At 53.3% G+C, this 17361-nt stretch carries 15 protein-coding genes; 6 read left to right on the top strand and 9 right to left on the bottom strand.

The genetic code is table 11. The annotated features are described in order from the left end of the window. Together tnpA and EIK79_RS13235 are read right to left on the bottom strand one after the other, a co-directional pair. A partial coding sequence (tnpA, locus tag EIK79_RS13240) for an IS200/IS605 family transposase (protein ID WP_124955581.1) occupies window positions 1-221 on the bottom strand: 221 nt, incomplete at its 3' end. 350 nt (window positions 222-571) lie between these two features. Beyond that, window positions 572-961, bottom strand: coding sequence for a VanZ family protein (locus EIK79_RS13235; protein ID WP_124955580.1), 390 nt, complete (start codon window positions 959-961; stop codon window positions 572-574). A gap of 269 nt (window positions 962-1230) precedes the next feature. Here EIK79_RS13235 and EIK79_RS13230 point away from each other — a divergent pair, with 269 nt between their 5' ends. Continuing rightward, a complete protein-coding gene (locus EIK79_RS13230) occupies window positions 1231-1881 on the top strand; it encodes a dienelactone hydrolase family protein (RefSeq protein WP_124955579.1) in 651 nt (216 codons plus the stop codon). A gap of 40 nt (window positions 1882-1921) precedes the next feature. On the opposite strand, the gene EIK79_RS13225 is transcribed toward EIK79_RS13230, so the two are convergent. Both EIK79_RS13225 and EIK79_RS13220 read right to left on the bottom strand, forming a co-directional pair. Beyond that, window positions 1922-3460, bottom strand: coding sequence for a VanZ family protein (locus EIK79_RS13225; protein WP_124955578.1), 1539 nt, complete (start codon window positions 3458-3460; stop codon window positions 1922-1924). Between the two features lie 388 nt (window positions 3461-3848). Further along, window positions 3849-5153: an O-acetylhomoserine aminocarboxypropyltransferase/cysteine synthase family protein gene (locus EIK79_RS13220; RefSeq protein ID WP_124955577.1), complete on the bottom strand. Its 1305-nt coding sequence runs from the start codon at window positions 5151-5153 to the stop codon at window positions 3849-3851. Window positions 5154-5747: 594 nt separating this feature from the next. Here EIK79_RS13220 and EIK79_RS13215 point away from each other — a divergent pair. Next, entirely contained in the window at window positions 5748-6071 is a 324-nt protein-coding gene (locus EIK79_RS13215) for a hypothetical protein (protein WP_124955576.1), read from the top strand. Between the two features lie 335 nt (window positions 6072-6406). Here EIK79_RS13215 and EIK79_RS13210 read toward each other — a convergent pair whose 3' ends face one another. Further along, window positions 6407-7144 carry a M23 family metallopeptidase gene (locus tag EIK79_RS13210; protein ID WP_124955575.1) on the bottom strand — a complete coding sequence of 246 codons (738 nt, stop codon included), beginning with the start codon at window positions 7142-7144 and terminating at the stop codon, window positions 6407-6409. 50 nt (window positions 7145-7194) lie between these two features. Continuing rightward, window positions 7195-7920 (bottom strand): lytic transglycosylase domain-containing protein, encoded by a 726-nt coding sequence (locus tag EIK79_RS13205; protein ID WP_124955574.1) that lies wholly within the window; start codon window positions 7918-7920, stop codon window positions 7195-7197. Between the two features lie 1259 nt (window positions 7921-9179). Between EIK79_RS13205 and EIK79_RS13200 the strand changes: the two genes are divergently transcribed. Next, on the top strand, window positions 9180-10109 hold the full coding sequence (locus EIK79_RS13200; RefSeq protein ID WP_185715636.1) for a pentapeptide repeat-containing protein: 930 nt from the start codon (window positions 9180-9182) through the stop codon (window positions 10107-10109). Between the two features lie 146 nt (window positions 10110-10255). Here EIK79_RS13200 and EIK79_RS13195 read toward each other — a convergent pair whose 3' ends face one another. After that, window positions 10256-11458: an MFS transporter gene (locus tag EIK79_RS13195; RefSeq protein ID WP_185715635.1), complete on the bottom strand. Its 1203-nt coding sequence runs from the start codon at window positions 11456-11458 to the stop codon at window positions 10256-10258. A gap of 253 nt (window positions 11459-11711) precedes the next feature. On the opposite strand from EIK79_RS13195, the gene trpB reads away from it, so the two are divergent. Beyond that, window positions 11712-12869 carry a tryptophan synthase subunit beta gene (trpB, locus tag EIK79_RS13190; protein ID WP_124955572.1) on the top strand — a complete coding sequence of 386 codons (1158 nt, stop codon included), beginning with the start codon at window positions 11712-11714 and terminating at the stop codon, window positions 12867-12869. Between the two features lie 130 nt (window positions 12870-12999). On the opposite strand, the gene EIK79_RS13185 is transcribed toward trpB, so the two are convergent. After that, complete coding sequence (locus EIK79_RS13185; protein ID WP_124955571.1) at window positions 13000-13977, bottom strand: transcription initiation factor IIB; 978 nt, start codon at window positions 13975-13977, stop codon at window positions 13000-13002. A gap of 400 nt (window positions 13978-14377) precedes the next feature. On the opposite strand from EIK79_RS13185, the gene EIK79_RS13180 reads away from it, so the two are divergent. Together EIK79_RS13180 and EIK79_RS13175 are read left to right on the top strand one after the other, a co-directional pair. Next, on the top strand, window positions 14378-15478 hold the full coding sequence (locus EIK79_RS13180; RefSeq protein WP_124955570.1) for a glycerol dehydrogenase: 1101 nt from the start codon (window positions 14378-14380) through the stop codon (window positions 15476-15478). A 206-nt stretch (window positions 15479-15684) separates the two neighbouring features. Further along, complete coding sequence (locus EIK79_RS13175) at window positions 15685-16185, top strand: phosphate-starvation-inducible PsiE family protein (RefSeq protein ID WP_124955569.1); 501 nt, start codon at window positions 15685-15687, stop codon at window positions 16183-16185. A 143-nt stretch (window positions 16186-16328) separates the two neighbouring features. Here the strand turns inward: EIK79_RS13175 and EIK79_RS13170 are convergent, their stop codons facing one another. Further along, the gene (locus tag EIK79_RS13170) at window positions 16329-17318 is read right to left on the bottom strand and encodes a hypothetical protein (RefSeq protein ID WP_221621753.1); all 990 of its coding nucleotides are present in this window, start codon (window positions 17316-17318) and stop codon (window positions 16329-16331) included. Window positions 17319-17361: the final 43 nt, after the last annotated feature.

Genomic DNA, 17361 nt, shown 5'->3' with positions numbered 1-17361 from the left:
TCGGTCGTCGGCTTCGCGGTGAACAGAACGTGAACGTGGTCTTGCCCGCCGTTGACGCTCTGTATCGAGACGCCGAAGTCCTCCGAGAGGTCGTTCGCTATCTCACCGATACGTTCGCAAATGTCGTCGGTGAGAACGGTTGCGCGGTACTTCGTGACGGTCACAAAGTGATATTGGAGTGCGTAGACCGTGTGCGACCCGGTTTGGAGGTTGTACTTCATTTGGCCTCATCGTATTCAAGGGGACCAATTGTATTAAACGTTACTCCGTGGGGTATTCAGACGGCTTTCGACGTGGTTTGTGGAATGAAGCTTACGCGATTCACGCCCGCCGTGAACGGCGGGATTCTCTCGCTGTTTAAAGATAGGTGAAGAAGAACTCTTTCAAGAGGAATTCGAACAGCGCTAGGAAGACCTTCGCCGGTGAACGCTCCTGCCACCACAATCCGTTCTCCGAGATCTATGTCGTTCCCAGCGTTCGGTGTCAGGGCAAGCGAACGTTCACGAAGAACAGCACTTTTTTCCGTTCTCAAGGACCGTTACGAATCGCCGTTCGTTACTTGCTGTCCAAACTATGGATTGTACGAGTTGTTCCACGTATTACCAGCAACGGCTCCGACAACAGATCCGAGGAAACCAGCGATCATGTCGGCGTGTTCGGGGCTTCGCTTTGGAACCCATTGTTGTATTGAGTTAGTAATAATACCGTAGGTGGTTGAGCCGGTGATTGCAAGAAGTACTGCAGTACGCTCGCCGTGTCGTTCGGTTTCAAGCGCGTTCACAAGTGTCGTTGCAAGACCGACGTGGCCGACAAAGTGAAGAAACTTGTCCGGTCCGAGTCGTCCGAATTCTGAATACCGGGGGAGCGGCAATGGGATCACTGATCCAATCAACAAGAGAACTGCAACAGTCACGACCACGGTCCAACGAGATCCCGATGAGCAGTGCTGTAATTCGTCCATGGGACGTTTACGGACGGCGGTCTCTTGATGCTGTGGTTTACCTGTTGATGACTTCGTAACCGCGGCCACGGAGAGGATGAGACCATTGCGTTCGTCGAATCGTTTGACGAGACGCCGTTTGCGGTGTGGTCATATTCCACAAAGCCAGACACAGGTTCGGGCATTCTCTGGGACTAAAACCATCCTGCGGTCGAATCAGGTGTGTATCAAATGATGATTCCGTTCCAGCATGAGGAATATTAACGGGTAGCGATGCTGTCTGTTTACCCATGGCAGACCAGACCGACGATCTCGTAACGATCCCAGTCGATGGGATCGAACTCGAAGGTGAACTCACCCTTACAGATAGCGCGACCGGTCTCGTCGTATTCGCCCACGGGAGCGGCAGCAGTCGGAAAAGTCCGCGCAACAAGTTCGTCGCGGAGATGCTCGAAACGCATGACCTGGGTACGTTGCTGTTCGACCTGCTCACCGAGAAAGAAGACCGGACGTACGAGACCCGCTTCGATATTGATCGCTTGACCACGAGGCTGCTTGCAACGACGGAGTGGCTTCGTCAGCGCGAGGAAACACGAGCGATGAATCTTGGTTACTTCGGATCAAGCACGGGTGCAGCGGCCGCACTGCGGGCAGCAGCTCGTCGCGGTGATGACATCGGTGCCGTTGTGTCGCGCGGGGGGCGGGTAGACCTCGCATCGGAACAACTGCCAGCGGTGAAGGCTGCTACGCTGTTCATCGTTGGTGGTGCAGATACAGACGTCCTCGACCTCAACCGCGAGGGATTGACCGAACTCACGTGCACGAAAGAACTTGAAGTGATCGAGGATGCTGGCCACCTCTTCGAAGGGCCGGGCGAACTTGAGGAAGTTGCCGACCTCGCCGTGGCGTGGTTCGAACGGGCACTATTAGATTGCGGTTGAACTGAGTGAAGTTTGGCGACAATCGTTCGCTGTCAGCCGGTCAGTTCGAGGTCGTATTGTTTTGGACGATTTGAACGGATTCGTTGTCGTGGATGGTCATGGTTCCGACAACCGTTCCGTTTGGTGCAACACGCTTGACGATCATCGATGGGGGAGCAGTCGACTCTGCGTTATTCTGTTCTCTCGTTTGGTTCGCTGGGACATCGGTGTTTTCGAGGAAGTTCGTCACTGCAGCAGTCGATTCGACCTCCTGCACGTCACTCGTCTCAGCATTGACAAACGCGATGTAGGCAAGTCCGCTGTTATCAGTTGGGACGACCCGAACCTGCCAGTAGAGTTGTTCGTCGATGACGACAGGGAGTGGTTCAGACGGCGTGAACCGATCCCAGTCTGTCTTTCGGGCGGCTTGGCGGACATAATCGGTCGCCTTCCGTGGTCCAAACAGCGATTCGTCCGGCGTATATCGGTGCGGCTGGCCCGTGCGGGCATCAACGAGCCAAATCTCGGTAAGTCCTTGGGCGTCACCGTAGGGTTCAGCAGCCACTGCGTAGATCGGCCCGTCGGTCGTTGACATGAGGAACGGTTGGTCGTTTCCATCCCCAGGGACAGGGGCGAGTTCGATCTCCTCCTCGTGTGAGGTGTAGGTGTTGGAGATGCCATTGCGGTACTTCGTTGCTGTAACCCGTTCACGAGTCAGCTCGAACGGGTAGAGTTTTTGATCTTTCAGTGCTGGATGGTTACGAGCCTCCTCTGGCGAGAGATCGGTGGACTCGCCTGTCTCATTAACGAGCATCACGCCACCCCACTTGGGTGTCGTATGCGGCAGAGGTGTCCAGTGGAACTGGGGTTTCGTATACGGAACAGCGATGTACTGGTGGTTCTCGTGAAGGACCATGAACGGATCTGCATAATCAGCGAGGTATTGCTCGTGTTTGAGAAGATGCCATCGATAATTGTTGTAGAAGGCCGTCCCGATGCCGTTCTTGAGATCTCCCGTAGTCGTCGACACTGTTGCGTTCTGGCTGGTCATATCGATCATGACGGTCCCGTGTTGCTGCCTCGCTAGCTGATTCCAGGTCCCATCCGGCGAGAGTGCATACGACCAGTGGGGTGTTCCGTTGTGGATGGTAATGTCTCCATTGGAGGTCTGATATTTGGGAAAGTTCAGCGTGTTCGAAGCATAGCGACCGGCGACACTTTCGGGGAGGATACGGGGCTGGGTCGGATCCGTGTTGTGGAGTTGATCTATCGATTGACTGTCGGCCATCGTCGCTTGCCCGAGAGTATTGGCGGCGAACGTACCAGAAACGGTGGACAGAGCGAAGAGACCGATGATGCAAATAACAACTATCGATGATGTCGATCCGCTCCCGATCTTGGCTCTGATAGTCACTCCGAATCCGAGACAGATGGGGATACCGAGCCAGAGGAGAGGCGTCGTATACACCCAGTACACGATTCCGTGGAGCCAAGGACGGATGAACCAGATACCCCCACTAAGAAGCAACACAAACCCTATGCCAACGAACAGTGCTGTGCTGGACGTGCTGCCCGAATCATCGGTTGGAGTGGAAGACATCTATGAACACCTTCTCATAGTGTGTGATTCAACGACCAGTCTCTCGGTAACCGAACGAATGAATCTTCTCTCCATAGTTCAGTATGTATATGAATATCAAATAAATCGAGCAGTACATCTGTTTCGGTTGACGGGTCACTCTGATTTTCTACTCGTTCCGGAGAGGGCGGCTCACTGAGCAAGTGAGTGCAAGCGCCACTGACGTTTCTGGGAACAATGCGTTCTCCAGCAACTGTTTGCTCACGAAAGGGTATTTTGCAGGACATACAACCCTTGATCATCGCCCTTCTAATGCTCATCGACCGCGGCTGTATCATCTCCGGTGTCAATACTGGGTGATTCTTTGAGTGAACCCTCCAAGATCCGTCCCGAGATGCTAGTTAACTAATCAGTTCCCAGAGCGTGCAGCATCGATTGCACGCTCTAGATCTGCGACAATACGGGCAGGATCTTCGATCCCCACTGAGAGACGAACGAGATCATCCCTGACGCCGGAGGCCGCTCGTTCAGCCTCAGTAAGTTGTTGATGGGTAGTGCTGGCCGGATGAATAATGAGGGTCTTCGCGTCACCGACATTGGCGAGCAAACTCGCAAGTTCCGTTGACTCAACGACCGTTCGAGCAGCATCATAGCCACCGTCGACGCCAAAGGTAATCATACCGCCGTAGCCGCCGTCCAGATACTCACTCGCCGTTTCGTGTGTCGGATGCGAGGGTAGTCCGGGATAGTTCACCCACGAGATATCGTCATGGGCTTGGAGGTGCTCTGCCACTGCCATCGCATTTGTAGAGTGACGTTCCATCCGGAGAGGGAGCGTTTCCACTCCCTGCAGCGTCTGCCACGCGTCGAACGGTGCTTGTTGGTTACCTAAATCGCGCATGCCACGAGCGATTGCGGCGTACGTGAACGCCGCTTCACCGAACGTCTCTGCGAAATTGACACCGTGATAGGCGGGATTGTCCTGAGCAATCTCAGGATATTTCTCGGCGTGCTCCGCCCACGGGAACGTTCCACCGTCCACGACGACGCCACCGACGGTCGTCCCAGAGCCGTGAAGCCACTTTGTTGTCGAATTCCAGACAAGATCGGCACCGTGTTCGATGGGACGGCAGAGTGCCGGTGTTGCGAACGTATTATCGACGAACAACGGTACCCCATGGTCGTGAGCGATATCAGCGATTCGCTGGATATCCGGTGTGTCGAGTGCTGGATTGCCGATGGTCTCGAAATGAACGTACGCAGTATCCTCATCGATGGCTTCTACAAATGCCTCAGGATCTTCCGGATCAACGAACCGAGTAGTAATCCCTCGGCGCTCGACTGAGTGGGTGAAGTAGGTGTACGTGCCCCCATACAGGGAGGACCCGGTAACGATGTTGTCTCCTGCTGCTGCGAGCAAAAACGTCGTGAGATCGAGAGCGGCCATTCCAGACGCAGTAACGGCCGCTCCGACACCCCCTTCGAGCGTCGCAAGGCGTTCTTGGAGTGTTTCAAGAGTCGGATTCATCAACCGAGAGTAGATGTAGCCCGGTTCTTCAAGGGCGAACTGGGCAGCGGCATCGTCGGCATCATCGAAGACATATGAAGTAGTCTGATAAATCGGCGGTGCGCGAGCACCGGTAGCGGAGTCTGGTTCCTGACCAGCATGCAATGATTCAGTCGCAAGAAAACGGTCGTCGGTATTGTCGGTCATAAACTGTTAACCAAGACAAACCATATGACGATACCCATTCAGGTGAATATTGTGCCAGTGACTACAATGCACTGCCCTTGTAGGTGAGGTGTCGGATGAGAGGTCTCCAAGGAGATCCTGCGCCCTGTTTCGTGTCGTCAATTACAAACATCCAGCCTACCACCAACTGTAGTCGGCTGTCGTTCACGCCAGCGATCACGACCTCCCATCGACGAGAGTCCACCTAAGAATCACTGTTTGTGGTCTATTTGGGTATGAGACAACCTCTAGGGATTCACCGCCGTTCATCGATTCCACTGAGGCTACGTCGGCACCGTTCTCACCTCCTCAGATCTTGGATAAATGACGAACTGCTGTCACGAGCAGATGTCTCACTTTTACCACTAGCCGTCAGTTTATACGTTGAAGTAGTCTAACAAGCGAGCACACTCTCGCGTTTAAGAAGTGGCTTGGTGGTGCTTGGCACCCGACGTAGCGCTTTTATATATTTCACTCTGTATGACGCCACATTTGCATATTCCATAATAATATATAATCTAATATTTACCAAAATTATTTTATATGCATACATCCAATCTATATTTGCATTATACTATGACCTTGGAGGCAAAAGAAGTAAAATTCGATATCAATTCGAAAAAGGAGAAGTATAAAGACACCAAACAGGTTGAATTCGATGGGTACATCAAGGATGATGCTGTTTTCAGCTCGCTCGCGGGATTCGATCTCCACTACGACGGTGGGGACACGTATACTATCAACAAAGTAATGGCTGATACGTCGATCGATGACACGAGACACCAATCGGCCACAGTCAGAGTGACTGCTGATTTTGCCTGGAAAGAGGGGCACCCTGGCCCTGACGATGTGTTCACCGGACAGGTGACGGTCGTTGTGGTGGCTGACACTACCGAGTGATGCGCCGTAGGGGGGAAACTCCCCCTACTAGTCACACAGCAAAACTCCTGAGATTCGACGGGCTAGTTGGTGTTTGTACAACCTACACAATCAAACAGAGAGCGTCTGCTACCCAGACAGCGATCAAGTGGTGCGAAGAAGCAATCTCATTTACCACACAAATCAATTACAAGAAGGAACGCAAGCAGTTGTCAGAACGTTAATCAAAGCCGATTAGCCCGATAAGCGGTCACACGCAATCGTATCCACGGGCGTTTGGAACCCGAAACGTACACCCCACCAACCCCCACAGTGACACAGTTCTCAGGGCAGTCCAAGTAAGTGGTCGCAGTGAGTTAGATTCCGCTGTAGTCCTTTGGAATCGCTTCGCCTGCAGTGACGTTCTGGCCGTCGCTACCCGGAATCGATCGATGTGTCTGATTTTGCTCGATGGTAAAGTGCAGATGCGGACCGGTCGAATTGCCTGTATCGCCCATTCCCCCGATCTTCTGCCCCCTTGAAACGTTCTGTCCTTGTGAAACGTCGAAGCTGTTTAGGTGGCAGTACATCGTCTGATAGCCGTTTTCGTGGCCGATCTTAAGATAGTTGCCGCAGCCTCCCGATTCGAAACTTCTGATGTCTACAACGCCGTCCCGCGCGGCGTAGATCGGCGTTCCAATGATGCCATCGTTGCCGAAGTCGACCGCGTAGTGACCGGGACGAGCACCATACGGAGAGGTGATATACCCGGTGATCGGCCACGTGAAATCCGCCCCACTGCCGCCACCGCCGGCCGGTGTAAGATAGCGTTCGACCGACCAACCCCAAATATTATCCTCCAACCAGTGAATGCCCCACCACGTGTAGCCGTCCTTGTTCTCGGGCCCGTTCATGATCTCACCGACGGTTCCCGGCTCCATCGTGGCGAGGATCTCTGAGTCGACGCCCGGGCGATGGCGTGTATTTAGTCCTGTTGTCGGTTCGACGCGGTCATCCATTGCGAAGGCGCTGGCTGAACCGCTCAAGATTGTTGGGGCTGCTAGCGCTGTCGCCGCGGTACTGAGTAGCTTCCGTCGTGTGAATCTGCGTGTCATCGTTTTTTGCGTTGGATCTATTTCTGATCGGTTCTCATTCTGTGCGTCAACTATGCGCGGGTAAGGTAGCGTTCGACCGACCAGCCCCAGATGTCGTCGTCCAGCCAGTGAACGCCCCACCACGTGTAGCCGTCCTTGTTCTCAGGCCCGTTCATGATCTCACCGACGGTTCCCGGCTCCATCGTGGCGAGGATCTCTGAGTCGACGCCCGGACGGTGACGCGTGTTCAGTCCTGTTGTCGGCTCAACTTGATCGCCGTCGTTGAATCCGCCACCACCGCCGCTACCGTAGCGGTCGCGGTAGACGGCTGCGGTGTCTTTGACGTGGTTGACATAGTTCCAACTGTGATTGTAAGCGTACAATGCGTCGTCCCAGTTATCGGGCGCGCCCGACGCAGTGAGGTAGTTAGCCGCGCTCGGAATCGCGTCTCGATAATCACAGATGTCCGTGTCTCCGTCGCCGTCCCCGTCAACACCGTACGCATCCCACGTCGCCGGCATGAACTGCATTGGTCCGCGTGCGCCCGCTGAGGATTCAGCACAACCGTCCACATACTGACCGTGGTGGGTTTCAACCCACCCGACCCCGGCTAGATACGTCCAGTCAAATCCCCAGTTATCCCCTGTTCGGCGGTATTGATCGAGATAGTGTGACGGAATGTCGCCAGTAGAATCCGCTCTCGAAGGATCGGTCAGTGTCGAAATGAAACCAACTGTCGCGATACCTGTGCTGGCAATACTCTTCAGAACCGTTCGTCGCTTGGGTGTATCGTTCATCGTTGTATCATTGGCATCCTCAGGTGTTGCATATCGTTACTCCCGCCCCACTAATTGACGGAGTTGTTTCAACAGCCACATTTCCGTAGCTGACCGGGCATCGACGCTGACAGCCGTATCGAAGTTGCTCGTGCAACCGCTGGCAACGTAATCCACCCACCTGTGATCAGGATGAATCTGGTGTTTGTGGCGTTCGAGTTTCTGCAGCCGTCTCGATTTTCGAATATCCTCGGAGCTGGAAATTACATCTCGTAATTTCGTCCAGTTCGTCCACAACTTCCGGCGCAAGAGTTGTGTATCGATAGCAGTGGCTGATGGTGTTGATTCACGGTCTGCTGTGTGTCCTCTGGGTTTGCAGCCGAGCGTTAGAACCGCTTGTGGCTCCCTGCCTAGTTGAGGCTGTCTTAGTTGCTTTTGCTCTTCTGCTTCACCCATACCACTTATGATTTCTAATCACTATTAAACCTTAATACTAGTAGTATATTTCTATTATTGGTTTCTATAGATAAAATAATAGTTTCAAGATTCGTTTCGCGGTGGATACCTGATCTCCAGTGAGGTATAGCTCATCGCATCACACTGTCTGTAGCTCATCAAGGCCATCTCGACGCTGCGTGAACCTACTTCGTGGGCCCACTCGGCTGGATTATTGTATCGACGTTTGATCAGCCTTCGTTCATGCCTTGGAATTCTGACGCTCTTTTTGAATGACGAACTCCTGAATCAGTTCTTAATCGACTCGATGATTCCGGATTCCGTTTGCATCGATCTACGAACCAACAACCGCCTACGTCACATGTAGTGAGCATTCCATTGATCAGTCCATGAGTTACGCCGTTGATCCCTGTAAATTATTTGCTAGCTATCCACGACCAAATCGATGATTTCCACCTTCGAAATGCCACTACACAGCTGTAGATATTATTACAGTGACAGGTACTTCTCATCGGTCCATCAGTAGACACCAGTGATGAACGATGCTTCTCTAACAGGAGAGCAACAGAACCCCATCAGCCACAAAATAATATATTAGTAATTTTACACCTTTCTTAATACGAAGTTATAATTTGTAAACTAATTTTTCACAAGAGGAGGTTAAAATATCTAAAGCGAGAATCGATGCGTGGTAAATGATGTCCAGTGATTCACTGTGTGACCGGTGTGGATATAATCCCGATGTTACATTAATACATGAAAACATACCACAAATAACTTGTTATAGGCCAGTCTGGAAGGACCACAATCGTTGTGTTTGGCACGTGAGAGAGGCAGGAAAATCAGCCACCGATCTCAAAGAACTGAAACCGAATCCCGGAGAACATCTTGATGGAGCCTACCTCAAAGGAGCAAAACTTAGAAATATCGATTGGTTCAGAGACGTATCATTGGCCAATGTCGACTTTACTCGTGCAGATGTCAGGGCGACGGACTTCTCGGGGGCACAGTTACGATTCTCGAAGTTTAAATATACAAACGCAATATATGCTGATTTCAGTGGTAGCGACCTCGAAGGAACGATTATGTCGGAGACGGACCTCCGAAGTGCAACACTCGTCGAAACACGTCTGAATGGGGCAATATTTTCAGATGTGTATGTGAATAGAGAGACCGATTTCGGAGAATATTCAGTGTATGAAACGGAGGTGACACCAGAAACCCTGTACGAAACCCACCCGCTTCAAGCCGCTGCATGGGTGTATCGGGAACTTCAGGAGATTTATCGTGATAACTCACTTCCAACGCTGAATCGGCACAGCTATCGACAAGAGAAGGATGCACGCCGCCGTCTGGCATGGCAAAAAGGGGAGTATGGTAATGCAATCAAATATGAACTTTCACGATGGGTAATGTTGTATGGAACGAGCCCTTACCGGATTCTCACAGTATCTATAATGTTGATATTATCGTGTGGTGTTCTATATCCATTGGCTGGAGGGGTTCGGATAACAGGTGACGGAGGACCGACCACGTATACGTTCGAGCGCATACAGACCGCTCCGTTATCATGGACCACAGAAGTTTTGCTTCAAAGCATCTATTTCAGTGTAGTCACCTTTTCTACGCTTGGCTATGGAGATATCAAACCAGTCGGCTACTGGGCACAGCTCTTATCCGGGATTGAGGCGATTCTCGGCACGCTGTTTGCGGCGTTGCTAGTGTTCGTCTTAGCGCGCAGTGCCACATGGTAATACAGAACTCAAATCCAGAGCCAGACAAAGGAACGGTCCTCCGAATTCGGGAGAATACGCTGTCGGATTCATCTCGTCTATTTTCCGGTGTTTAACGCACTCTTGGCCCTGAATGACTTGGAATGAAAACGATTCGATGAATATACTCATCCCGATTTCTTGGGTAGCCGAAGCGCGAGGAGGGTGATGGCTCCAACGAGCACCGCTAACAGGAGGTATCCAGCGTCGAAGAAGCCACGATCGGCTATCGTACCGAAGAGGACCGGACCCGTGGCACCTAACATCGAGGCAATCGATCGTATAACCCCCAGTCCAGTCCCTTCTATCTCACTCGGGATCGTCTCCGAGAGGTACGATTGGGTGATCGCTCCCGAGCCAAGCATGGTACTGATGAGAACTGTGTCAGCGGTGAGTAGCCAGAACCCATCAAGCAGTGGGAGGAGCGCAAATCCAATGACCGCTCCGCTGAGTACGATGGGCAGTGACCGACGAATCCCAACGGTGTCGTAGGCCACACCGGCAAGGGGTTTGGCGACGATACCGACAGCGAAAAACAGGCTGAATAGCCCGCTCGCAACTGTTGGGGAGAACCCCTTGCTGTTGATCAAATACGTGGGATAGAACGCCGAGAACGTCTGTAAAACGCCGATATACGATAGCAGAATGACACCCATACGCACGAGTGTTGGCTGTCGCAATTCCCCCATGACGCGTTTTAGTTGTCGTATCGACAGATCAGACGTGTTATCAGTCGCAGTGTTCACTGGCAGAAACACTTGAAGAGCGACCGCGAGTATAACAAGCAGAGGAACGACGAAGACGAGTCCAACCTGCCACGCAATCACCACCAGTACGCCCGCACTCAGTGGAAGAAGCGTCTGGCCAGTATCACCGGTCGCCATGGTCACACCCAAGACACGCCCGATCCGGTCGGGATACAGATCCGACAGGAGCGTGATCCGTGCGACTGGATACAAGGAGAGCCCGAGCCCAACGAATCCAGTTGCAGCGAACAATGCTGCTGGCGTTGCGGCAAGAACAACTACGACCAACGCGCACGCGACAGTCGTTACGCTCGCCGTCAACAGTTGGCGTTCCCCGTATCGATCGGCAAGGACACCACTGGGGAACTGACCGATCGCGTAGCCCACCCAAATGAGAGTTACTAACAGTCCGGCGGTGGTGTGGGTGAGATTGAACTCCGTACTGAGAGACGGAAGCAAGACTGGATAGATCATTCGCGTCCCGTTCAGTACGCCCCATCCGAGTGCGATCACGGCCAGCGCTTTCCCTTTGCCCCCCGCCCACAATGCGCTCAGTTCGTGACGCACGGTGCTCACATATTCCATCTAGTCAGTACAGGACAAGGGACTGCTCCGGTGAAGAAGGCTTTCGTCCAGATCGCCACGGAAGCCAAAGCCTTCCCATAGCGGTAATCAACGGGGTTCAAACCACCGTTGGACACAGCGCGACCAAGCACGGATCTGGATACACTCACGACTGACGACGGCGTCAAGGTCCGTTTATCTCGTCTTAGAGATGGGAAAGCAGCGATATCATAAGACAGATTTATGTCGTGCTGGAGCAACTAATTCAACAGTTATGACAGGTTCTCCTGGTGAGTTTGCGGGGTATGGTGGGCGTCACGTTCCTGAGGCCCTGAAGGGCGCACTCGAACAATTGGCGAACGACTACGACGAGATCAGCCAAACGGACGCGTTTCGGGATGAATACCGTACCCTTCTTGAAGAATACGCAGGTCGACCGACGCCGCTGTACTTCGCTGAGAATCTCAGTGATCGGTATGGCGCTGATATCTACCTCAAGCACGAAGACTTACTCCACGGTGGCGCTCACAAGATCAACAACACGCTTGGTCAAGGATTACTCGCAAAGAAAGCGGGAAAGGAGCGGCTCATTGCCGAAACGGGCGCTGGCCAGCACGGGACGGCGACAGCGATGGTCGGGGCCTTGCTCAACATAGATACGGAGATATACATGGGGAAGAAAGACGTTGAGCGGCAGAAAATGAACGTCTTCCGGATGCGTCTCATGGGCGCGACGGTTAACGAGGTCACCCAAGGTGGGGAAGGTCTCGCTGATGCGGTTGATGTCGCGCTTGAAGATCTGGCCCAGAACATCGACACCACCCATTATCTCGTCGGATCGGTTGTTGGTCCCGATCCATTCCCTCGCATGGTTCGAGACTTTCAGTCCGTCATCGGTCGAGAGGCTCGTGAACAGATCCTCACAAAGACGGGAGAGCTCCCGGACGCGGCAGTGGCCTGCGTCGGTGGTGGATCGAACGCCATTGGACTGTTCGATGCGTTCCGTGACGACGATGTCGACCTCTATGGGGCCGAAGGCGGTGGCGAGGGCTCTTCATCAAAGCGCCACGCAGCCCCTCTTGCGAGTGGGAAAGACGACGTGATTCACGGGATGAAAACCCGAACGATCGACGACGATGTCGAAGTTCACTCCGTTTCTGCGGGGCTTGACTACCCCGGTGTCGGTCCTGAACACGCTATGTTCCGCTCGATGGGACGGGCTGATTACACAGCCGTTACCGACGAAGAAGCCCTCGCTGCGTTCAAAGAGCTCAGCGAGACCGAAGGGATCGTCCCAGCTCTGGAATCGAGCCACGCGATCGCTCGGGCGCGCCAGATCGCAGAGACAAGCGAGTACGAAACGATTGTTGTGAACCTCTCTGGACGGGGCGACAAGGATATGAAGACTGCAGCAGAGAAATTCGATCTATAACGGAAGATGGCAGTTCAAAGCGGAGCGTTTCCCTCGTGCTGATTGATGCAGGAACTGCAAACCACACGAAAAACGGTAAACGATCGGTACAAGGCACACATGACGGTCAGACAGGGAACTGAACGTGTTGTTACGGTGCTTGCGTTTGTCCCTCAGCGTCAAGCAGTTCTTGGTATCGGTTTCGGATGGTCACTTCACTGATGTCGGCTACCTCGCTGACCTCGCTTTGAGTGATCTGCTCGTTGGTGAGCAGCGGCGCAGCATACACCGCAGCAGCCGCCAGTCCGACGGGACTCTTACCGATGTGGACAAGCTGCTCTTTACCGGTTTCGAGCAACTCGTGAGCACGGCGCTCGGCCTCGTCCGAGAGATCAAGCTCCGAGGCGAACCGGGCGACGTAGCTCTCCGGATCCGCAGGCTCAATCTCAAGTTCAAGTTCGCGAACGATATAGCGGTAGGTCCGCTTGAACTCCATTTCGTCGATTCGGCTGACGTTCACGACCGTGTCGATGCTTCGGGGCGTTCCTGCTTGTCTGGCTGCACCGTATATCGCAGCCGAGGCGACACCCTCGATCGACCGCCCAGGGAGGAGGTCCTCATTGAGTGCACGGCGGTAGATCACTGACGCGGTCTCACGAACGCTTTCTGAGAGTCCGAGCGCACTGCCCATACGCTCAATCTCACCGAGTGCCTGCTTGAGATTGCGCTCTTGAGAGTCACGGGTGCGAAAGCGTTCGTTCCATGTGCGTAGGCGCTGCATCTTCTGGCGCTGACTCGCGTTCAGCGAGTTGCCGTAGGCGTCCTTGTCCTGCCAGCCGATGTTCGTCGACAACCCCTTATCATGCATGAGGTTCGTCGTTGGTGCGCCGACGCGACTCTTCTCGTCTTTTTCCTGCGAGTTGAATGCACGCCACTCAGGACCATGGTCGATGCTCTCATCCTCAACAACGAGTCCACACGCCTCACAAACGGTTTCGCCGTGGACTTCATCAGTAATCAGCGACCCGCCACACTCGGGGCAGACAGTCTCTTCGTGTTCCGTGTCCTCTGTTTTCGAAGTCGTTGCTTGGCTCTGTTCGTCGTTGGTTCGAATGTGTGCTTCTGGCATGGGAATATCACCTGCGAACAAGGCAGGGTGGAGGGCTGCGGCTGCCGGACGGGAGGATCCGAAAAAACCCGGGAGCCACTGAACCTAACATTAGGTAAGGCATACTACCATTTAAATGCTTCGCTAATGCACTCTCTGGTCAGCGTCGAAGGGGGCTAGTAACGCGCGAGGTGGTATACGGCGACAAATCCCACGCATGTTGAATCCTTCGTCGTGTAGTCGCCTATTCATTCATGAAGACACTGTCATGCTCCAGAAAAGTTACTCCCTATGCAGAGTATGGCACGAGCACAATCTTCGTTTCTCCGCCGGTGCAGCCACCGTCATCGATCAACTCAATTTTTTTCATATCGCCATCTGCGTCGACGCTAAGTAAACAGGGATTCAATACACAGGTGGCATGGCGACCAAAATATTCAGCACAGCACCGAACTACGTGCAGGGCCGTGGCGTCACAGCCAACATCGGAGACCACGCCGAACAGTTGGGTGACTCGGCGCTCCTCATTGCCGACGAGATCGTCCTCGATCTCGTTGCGGGAACAGTGACGGAGTCCTTCGAAAGCCGTGGAATCGACGCAACGTCAGTCACGTTTAAGGGGGAAGTATCGACAACCGAAATTGAGCGAATCACCGACGAGGCAACCACCCAGGGTGTCGATACTGTTGTCGGCGCCGGCGGCGGGAAAGCGATCGACACCGCAAAGAGCGTTGCTGACGCGGCGGAGCTAGCGACAGTGTCGATGCCGACGGTCGCCTCAACGGACGCCCCAACAAGCAGTCTGTCAGTCATCTACTCGGAGCAAGGAGAATTCGAAGAATACCAGTTTCACGAATCGCATCCAGAGCTTGTACTAGTTGACACCGAACTGATCGCAGCGGCTCCAACTCACTTTTTCGTTTCCGGTGTGGGTGACGCACTGGCGACGTGGTTCGAAGCCGATGCCGCCTACCAAGCCACCAACGGACAGAATTTCTTTGGTGGGAGACCAACGAGAGCCGGTCACACGTTATCAGAGCTGTGCTACGAGACGATACGTGAGCACGCTCACGCAGCGATCCAAGCCGTCGAACAGAACGCAGTCACTGAGAGTGTTGAGGCAGTCACAGAAGCAAACACGCTGCTGAGTGGACTGGGCTTCGAGAATGGCGGTCTCGCGGCAGCCCACTCGATCCACAATGGACTGACGCAGTTAGAGGAAACACACGACGCGTCTCACGGTGAAAAGGTCAATATCGGGACGATCGCGCAACTCGTACTGGAGGGACGATCCAATGCATTCATCGAGGAAATCATCACGTTTTCCCAGACAGCCGGACTTCCAGTGACTCTCGGGGAGATTGGTCTCGATGATCCAAGCGATGAACAACTCGGCCAGGTCGCCAAAGCCGCGTGTGCTGAGGAAGAGACGATACACAACGAGCCGTTTGCAATCACTCCAGCAGCAGTCGCCGACGCGATCCGGACAGCCGACGCGGTCGGTCACACAGTCTCAGAGTGACATCCCCAAGCCACCCGCGTCCAGCGACACTGTGTGACGAGGAATCGAATGATTCAAGCTGCATAGTAGATGTTAACAATTATTCTAAGTATAATAATTTAATTTATATTATCTATATTATTAATTTCTTATATTGATTTTTATCTATGATATGCGAAAATATTTCCTGGGTAGGTCCCTATGTGTAGCCTCCTCAGCGTTAACCAATGACTGACGACGAGTCGGATTCTCACGGCGGGGACATTACCGCCACGGAGGTCAAGTCGCGGGTATCGCATATTTCGGGCAGGACGATCCTCTGGACGGAGCAGTTCGTGCACATAACAGAGGTAGCGGCAGCAATCGTCTTTGCTACCCTCTTTGCGATCGGCGTCTTTGATCTCGCCCGTCAGATCATACAAGCAACACTCACGGGCCGGATTGCGAAGCCGTTGGTTGTGATCGGATTTCTCGATATTGGCCTATTACTACTGGTCATCATTGAAGTGTATCAGACCGTCATCGCCTACATGAAAGGCAGCGAAACGCGCGAAATCGTTCGGCTTGTCATTTATGCCGGCGTTATAGCAATGGTTCGAAAATCCATCATTTTCCGCACCGGGGCATATGCGACAACACAAAATGCGTTGTTCGCCGCTGCTGCGTACACGGTGATTATCCTCGGGTTAGTTGGATTACTCCACGCTGAGCGTGTGACTGAACAATAAATCAGTTATCCATCGGGATTTAGCTGGATATAGGCGCTGAGTCCCCGTCCTCAAGGAGCAAGTAAGGAAGGGTCGTTCACTGATGAGACTCGGAGAAGGGACGCATCGCACGCCGACTACCGGAGAACCAATGTTCAACGAAATTACAGACAGTTCTGACAGCCAAGCCTCCCAGCACGCATGCTGATCGGGTTCTCTGTCGAGAGTTGCGTGTGACAATTATCACACTGGACTTCGTTGGTTACGCCAGCACCGATCGCGTACGGTGTCCGGACGACAGCAGTTCGATCGCCAGTGCCCACAGAGAATTCGATTTCCCCGCGCTCGTACGTTACGATCGTGAACGTAATGGGTTGGGTGTTCACTTCTATCGCGTGTCGTCGATAGATGTCCCGTCGCTTCTGTGTATATCCTTGCTCTTTTTCGTGCAGAAGTTCCTCCAATTCCGCTTGGAGACCTTCTTTCTTGGTTTTGAGTTCTTGGCGCTTCTCAAGCGCCTCAACTCGTTGTTGCTGGGAGTTTGCGCCGTCAATATCCGTCGAAGCGTTCTGAAGACGGTTCGAAAGTGACGCTAACTCGTTGTGGTAGTCGTTAATTCGTTGTTCCTGAAGCTGCCGGTGTTCTTGAAATTCTGAATCAGCAGCGCGGGACGCCGACCGACGGATCTCATCGATTTTCTCCTGTACGTCCTTCGTCGCTGCTTTCTGTCCAGCAACGATAGCGTCAGTCAGCGTATCGGAAGCGATCGTCTCATCACCCGTGCCACCCCCTTCAGTTACGCCGCCACGCCAATCCGTCGTTGGGCTGAACAATTCATCAACGAGTATTTCTGTCACACCGGGAATTCGATCCTTTGACTTGGTGTCGACCGTCACCGCTTCTAAGAACTGCGTCTGGTACTCGCTGACCGTCTCGATATCGATTCGAACGAACACACAGACAGCTGTCCGGTCGTAGTACGGACTGAACGTCGCGTCGTCGATTTCGATATCGCCTTTCGAAATCCACGGTGGATAGCGATAGTCGCTGTCCGTCAGCGAGTCTGTCAGGGCGAATCGTCCGACAGGAACTGAGACTGACAGCCTCGATGAGTTGAGAGTCCTCGGTGGTGGTATCTCCCAAAGTTCCCTCACCGAAACCAGAGAGATCCAGATGGCCCTGATCTGTGGTGTTGGT

It is taken from the genome of Halocatena pleomorpha (assembly GCF_003862495.1).
Taxonomy (GTDB): Archaea; Halobacteriota; Halobacteria; order Halobacteriales; family Haloarculaceae; genus Halocatena; species Halocatena pleomorpha.
This window is presented reverse-complemented; position numbering and strand designations above follow the sequence as displayed.

What these genes read in the sequence shown, in the direction of transcription:
- EIK79_RS13185 (WP_124955571.1), bottom strand. Translation starts at nt 13,977, where the DNA reads ATGCCAGAAGCACACATTCGAACCAACGACGAACAGAGCCAAGCAACG.
- EIK79_RS13210 (WP_124955575.1), bottom strand. Translation starts at nt 7,144, where the DNA reads ATGACACGCAGATTCACACGACGGAAGCTACTCAGTACCGCGGCGACA.
- EIK79_RS13175 (WP_124955569.1), top strand. Translation starts at nt 15,685, where the DNA reads ATGACTGACGACGAGTCGGATTCTCACGGCGGGGACATTACCGCCACG.
- EIK79_RS13230 (WP_124955579.1), top strand. Translation starts at nt 1,231, where the DNA reads ATGGCAGACCAGACCGACGATCTCGTAACGATCCCAGTCGATGGGATC.
- EIK79_RS13235 (WP_124955580.1), bottom strand. Translation starts at nt 961, where the DNA reads ATGGACGAATTACAGCACTGCTCATCGGGATCTCGTTGGACCGTGGTC.
- EIK79_RS13220 (WP_124955577.1), bottom strand. Translation starts at nt 5,153, where the DNA reads ATGACCGACAATACCGACGACCGTTTTCTTGCGACTGAATCATTGCAT.
- EIK79_RS13215 (WP_124955576.1), top strand. Translation starts at nt 5,748, where the DNA reads ATGACCTTGGAGGCAAAAGAAGTAAAATTCGATATCAATTCGAAAAAG.
- EIK79_RS13225 (WP_124955578.1), bottom strand. Translation starts at nt 3,460, where the DNA reads ATGTCTTCCACTCCAACCGATGATTCGGGCAGCACGTCCAGCACAGCA.
- EIK79_RS13180 (WP_124955570.1), top strand. Translation starts at nt 14,378, where the DNA reads ATGGCGACCAAAATATTCAGCACAGCACCGAACTACGTGCAGGGCCGT.
- EIK79_RS13205 (WP_124955574.1), bottom strand. Translation starts at nt 7,920, where the DNA reads ATGAACGATACACCCAAGCGACGAACGGTTCTGAAGAGTATTGCCAGC.
- EIK79_RS13195 (WP_185715635.1), bottom strand. Translation starts at nt 11,458, where the DNA reads ATGGAATATGTGAGCACCGTGCGTCACGAACTGAGCGCATTGTGGGCG.
- trpB (WP_124955572.1), top strand. Translation starts at nt 11,712, where the DNA reads ATGACAGGTTCTCCTGGTGAGTTTGCGGGGTATGGTGGGCGTCACGTT.